The 4,739-nt window shown below is 54.5% G+C and carries 6 protein-coding genes; 5 read left to right on the top strand and 1 reads right to left on the bottom strand.

What is annotated here, in order from left to right; genetic code table 11:
- Positions 1–251: 251 nt before the first annotated feature.
- The 5 genes from H6F43_RS10445 (at position 252) to murQ (ending at position 4,049) form a co-directional block, all read left to right on the top strand.
- On the top strand, positions 252–1,160 hold the full coding sequence (locus tag H6F43_RS10445) for an alpha/beta fold hydrolase (protein WP_190342713.1): 909 nt from the start codon (positions 252–254) through the stop codon (positions 1,158–1,160).
- Between the two features lie 87 nt (positions 1,161–1,247).
- Positions 1,248–2,156, top strand: coding sequence for an alpha/beta hydrolase (locus tag H6F43_RS10440; protein WP_190342712.1), 909 nt, complete (start codon positions 1,248–1,250; stop codon positions 2,154–2,156).
- Between the two features lie 32 nt (positions 2,157–2,188).
- Positions 2,189–2,617, top strand: a complete 429-nt coding sequence (locus tag H6F43_RS10435) for an MAPEG family protein (protein ID WP_190342711.1) — start codon at positions 2,189–2,191, stop codon at positions 2,615–2,617.
- A gap of 98 nt (positions 2,618–2,715) precedes the next feature.
- A complete protein-coding gene (locus H6F43_RS10430; protein ID WP_190342710.1) occupies positions 2,716–3,126 on the top strand; it encodes a DUF3110 domain-containing protein in 411 nt (136 codons plus the stop codon).
- Positions 3,126–4,049, top strand: coding sequence for an N-acetylmuramic acid 6-phosphate etherase (murQ, locus tag H6F43_RS10425; RefSeq protein ID WP_190342709.1), 924 nt, complete (start codon positions 3,126–3,128; stop codon positions 4,047–4,049). The genes H6F43_RS10430 and murQ overlap by 1 nt, the downstream gene beginning before the upstream one ends.
- 16 nt (positions 4,050–4,065) lie before the next feature.
- On the opposite strand, the gene H6F43_RS10420 is transcribed toward murQ, so the two are convergent.
- Positions 4,066–4,602: a HAMP domain-containing sensor histidine kinase gene (locus tag H6F43_RS10420; RefSeq protein ID WP_190342708.1), complete on the bottom strand. Its 537-nt coding sequence runs from the start codon at positions 4,600–4,602 to the stop codon at positions 4,066–4,068.
- Positions 4,603–4,739 lie beyond the last annotated feature (137 nt).

Below are 4,739 nucleotides of genomic sequence, written 5' to 3'. Positions count from 1 at the left end.
ACGAAAGTGGACAAATTGATTGCCGATTTAACGACTGAAACCGTTGCTTCTGTGACTGGCTTTGGCTTTATTGTAGATGCGCTATCTGTCGCAGGCATTTTTTGATTTGGTATGATTCTCCTACAAGAAATTGCGAATCGATCGCCCTCACCAGCCCTAGATATAGAGGGAGATAAATTGTCACGGTTTGTAAAGTAAAGTTTGGCAGAATGGAAGAGGCGATCGCGTCCTCCCTCACTCCTCATTTCCTCATGACCCTCTCTCCTTCTGTCTCCACCACGCAAACTTGGATTTGGCAAGGCTTCCCTATTACCTATCAGGCACAGGGCGATCGTGGACCTGCGGTGGTGCTAGTGCACGGATTCGGCGCATCGTTCGGACACTGGCGCAAAAACATTCCCGTTTTAGCAGAAACCTGCCGCGTGTTTGCGCTGGACTTAATTGGATTTGGTGGCTCTGCAAAACCTGCACCGGGTCCGCTGAAACCGGGGGAGCAGGCTGAGTACACATTTGAGACGTGGGGACAGCAAATTGCAGATTTTTGCAAGGAAATCGTTGGAGAGCCTGCTTTTTTAGTCGGTAACTCTGTGGGCTGCATTGCGGTCATGCAGGCAGCCGTCGATCGTCCAGAAATTGCCCACCGTGTCGCGCTAATCAACTGTTCGCTGCGACTGCTGCACGATCGTCGCCGAGCCACACAGCCCTGGTTTAAGCGTGTCGGTGCACCGATTCTCCAGCGCATTCTCAAAGCAAGCTGGATTGGCGAGGCATTTTTTAAGCAGGTTGCCCAACCCGCAACGGTGCGAAAAATTTTGCTCAAAGCCTACGGACGATCGGATGCCGTGACCGATGAACTCATCGATCTGCTGATGCTGCCTGCTAAAGACGCGGGTGCCGCTGCCGTGTTTGTCGCGTTTACGGGTTACTCCCAAGGACCACTGCCCGAAGATTTGCTGGAGGTGTTGCCCTGTCCTGCAATTATCCTATGGGGAGACAAAGACCCGTGGGAGCCGATCGATCTGGGTCGCGACCTGGCAAACTTTCCTCAAGTGCAGAAATTCATTCCGCTGGAAGGGGTCGGGCACTGTCCGCAAGACGAAGCGCCAGAGTTGGTTAACCCAATCTTGCTGGACTGGATTCACGCAGCCGCCTCGGATTGAGGGATCTCAGCCTCAGGAGGCTGTACTATGGCGCGCTCATTTTTCTACGATCAAGCTATCCTCTAGCCGCTAGCCCCAGAGATTTTTATGTTTATTCCTGTTGGCTTCAGTCAGCGCTCTGTTGCAACTAAGCTTGGCAGCATGGTGTACTACACGCCAGATGGACTACCCTGGCGCACTGGGGCAGCTTCAGGAGATGATTTGCCCACGGATCTACCAACGATCGTGTTTTTGCATGGGTTCGGCGGCGGCTCGTCTGCCTATGAGTGGTCAAAGGTGTATCCGGCATTTGCCGCAGAGTACCGGGTGATCGCGCCAGATTTAATTGGCTGGGGTCGATCGGAGCATCCCGCTCATAATTACGTTGTGGATGACTATGTTTCCACAATCACTGAATTTTTAGAGCAAACTTGCGAGGGTCCAGTTCCGGTTGTGGCGTCGTCGCTGACGGCAGCCATCACCATTCGAGCGGCGATCGCCCGTCCCGACTTGTTTAAGTGCCTGATTCTGACCACCGCTGCAGGTTTATCGGACTTTGGCGAGAACTACAGCCGCAGTTTCTTCGCGCAGTTGGTCAGCACGCCCGTTCTAGATCGCTTCATCTACAGTGCAGGGGTGGCAACGCGCACCGGCATCCGCAATTTTCTAGAAAACCGCCAGTTTGCCCAAGCCGATCGTATCTTCCCCGAAATTGTGGAGGCGTATCTAGAATCTGCTCAGCAGCCCAATGGCGAGTATGCGGCTCTGTCATTTGTTCGCGGTGATTTATGCTTTGATCTGGCGCTGTATGTGCCGCAGCTAACCGTCCCTACCGCAATCATCTGGGGAGAACGATCGCAGTTTACCGGACCCGAAATTGGTCGTCGCCTCGCGGCTCTGAATCCGCAAGCGATTCGCGTCTTCCAGGAGCTTCCCAATGTTGGACTGACGCCACAGTTGGAAGTGCCTGCTGTGACGATCGGGCTGATTCGGCGGTTTCTGACGCTGCTTCAATAGCAAACTGCATTCACTGAATACGATTTGAAACCATGACACTGCCTACGCTTCCAATTCCGACGCTGACGATTCTGCTAGACTGCATTGCGATCACGGCTATCTTGGTTTACGTTCCGTTTCTTGTGGTAGCGGTTGGTCGAGTGCAGGCAGGATACGATATGGCGGCTCCTCGCGCCTTGTTCGACAAGCTGCCTGACTATGCGAAGCGGGCAACTTGGGCGCACCAGAACGCCTTTGAATCGTTTGCGCTGTTTGCCGCCGCTGCACTAATGGCATACGTGACGCAGCAAACGTCGCCGCTGGCAGCGTGGGCGGCGATCGCTTACGTAACGGCTCGGTTGCTCTACCCCGTGTTTTATATTTTGAATGTGCCGATCGGTCGATCACTGATGTTCGCTGTCGGCTCCCTTAGCATCACGATTCTAATTGGGCTGAGCCTGCTCGACGCTCACCGCTTCTAGCCTACAGCAGCAACGCTTCAGATTTGTTTGCCCTGATCCGCTTCTCCGACACGCTACGCCGTAAAATCGAGTAACGATTGTTATCAGATGTCTATGCCATGCGCGTGTTTGTTCTACTCTTCAATGCCGGAACGGACAATGAAGGGATTCATACGATTCGAGTCGGCGATCGCAACTTGGTCCTGATGTTTGAGCACGAGGATGATGCCACGCGCTACGCCCTTCTGCTAGAAGCGCAGGACTTTCCAGCGCCAGCCGTCGAAGAAATTGACCAAGACGAGATCGAAGAGTTTTGTCGGAGTGTTGGCTACGATAGCCAAGTGGTTCCCGCTGGATTTGTGCCCCAGAGTGACGCCGATCGTTTGCTACTTGCGCCGCCAGAATCAAACGTCGAAACAACAGATTGGCAGGAGGCTGAAGGGCAACCGGATCCAAACAAGTCCGACGAGGACGAAATGTCTGATACCGAGCTAGAGCAGATGCGCCGCCGCCTAGAAGGGCTGCTGTAATGACGCTGCAATCACGTGGACATTTGCTAACCGAGCAAGCCAACCCTGCCAGCCAGACGCTAGATCACCTGACGCCGCTGCAACTCGTAGACTTGTTCAATCAGGAAGACGCCAAGACGATCGCCGCGATCGCGGCTGCCCGCGAGTCGTTAGCCGCGGCAATTACAATCACCGCAGACGCACTTCGTCACGGGGGACGGCTGTTCTATATTGGAGCCGGAACCAGTGGGCGTTTGGGTGTGCTAGATGCGGCAGAGTGTCCGCCGACCTTTTGCACCCCGCCCGATCTGGTGCAGGGCATTATTGCGGGGGGTGCTGGAGCGCTACTCCGCAGTTCGGAAGGATTGGAAGATCAGGCAGACGATGGAGCCAGCGCGATCGCCCATCATCACGTCACCCAGCTCGATGTTGTGGTCGGCATTACCGCAGGCGGAACGACGCCGTATGTGCACGGCGCGCTGCACGCTGCACGGCAGCGCGGCGCAAAAACGATTTTCATCGCCTGCGTGCCAGCCGCGCAGGTTGCCGTTGAAGCCGATGTGGACATTCGTCTGCTAGTGGGTCCAGAGATCTTGGCGGGTTCGACTCGCCTGAAGGCGGGAACGGTGACAAAGCTGGCGCTGAATATTCTTTCGACGGGCACGATGGTTCAGTTAGGCAAGGTGTACGGCAACCGCATGGTGGATGTAGCCGTCACGAACTCGAAGCTGCACGATCGCGCTCTGCGAATTCTGCAAGACCTAACCGACCTCAGCCGCGAAGACGCTGGATTTCTGCTGGAGCAAAGCGGACGCCGCGTTAAGCTGGCACTGCTGATGCATTGGACAGGACTGGACGCAGAAGCGGGTGATCGTCTGCTGTCTGAACATCAGGGAAACCTGCGCCAAGCCGTAGAAGCGGCAGGTCCGACAGTGAATCGCTAGCTTCCACGCAGCTCAATCAACCCAACTCCGACAACCGTTGACCAGGCTCTGGTGGCTGGATGGGGAGTCGCAGTGTGAAGCACGTTTCACCAGAGCCACTTTTCACCTGAATGCTTCCACCCAAAACGGCAACCATCTTTTTTACCAGTGACAAGCCTAATCCTGTACCGCCCTGTTGCCAGCGATCGCCCTGCGGAACCCGATAAAACGGATCAAAAATGCGAGCTAATTCCTCGGCTGCAATCTCAACTCCTGTGTTGCAGACGCTCAACTGTATCTGCTGCTCGTTCAAAGGCGCAACCTCAACCAAAATTTGTTCACCGGAAGGGCTGTATTTACAGGCATTACTCAGTAGCTCTGTGAGAACGCGATTCAACGTGGTGATGTCAGAAACGAGCGCAGGTAAATTATCAGCCAGGTTGACTTGAAGACGAATTTGACGGGTTTGCAGCCGCGCTTGAAATCCGTGCGTCACTTGAGCAACCCAATCTGGAGGCTGAATCTTGTCTAGGTTAAGCGTATAGGCATCGGCGTTAAGCCTCTGAAAATCCAATAGATCGTTGACTAAACTGAGTTCGGCGCTGGTCTGTTAGAAAGTGATGAGTAAAATGGTTGCATCGAGTGGATGAGAGCCGATGCACTGCCCAGTCTGTGAAAGTCAGCAGGTCGTCAAAAACGGCAAGGTTACCC

The organism is Leptolyngbya sp. FACHB-36, assembly GCF_014695955.1.
Classification (GTDB): domain Bacteria; phylum Cyanobacteriota; class Cyanobacteriia; order Leptolyngbyales; family Leptolyngbyaceae; genus FACHB-36.
The sequence above is the reverse complement of the archived record's forward strand: the minus strand, read 5'-3'. Positions and strand labels throughout refer to the sequence as shown.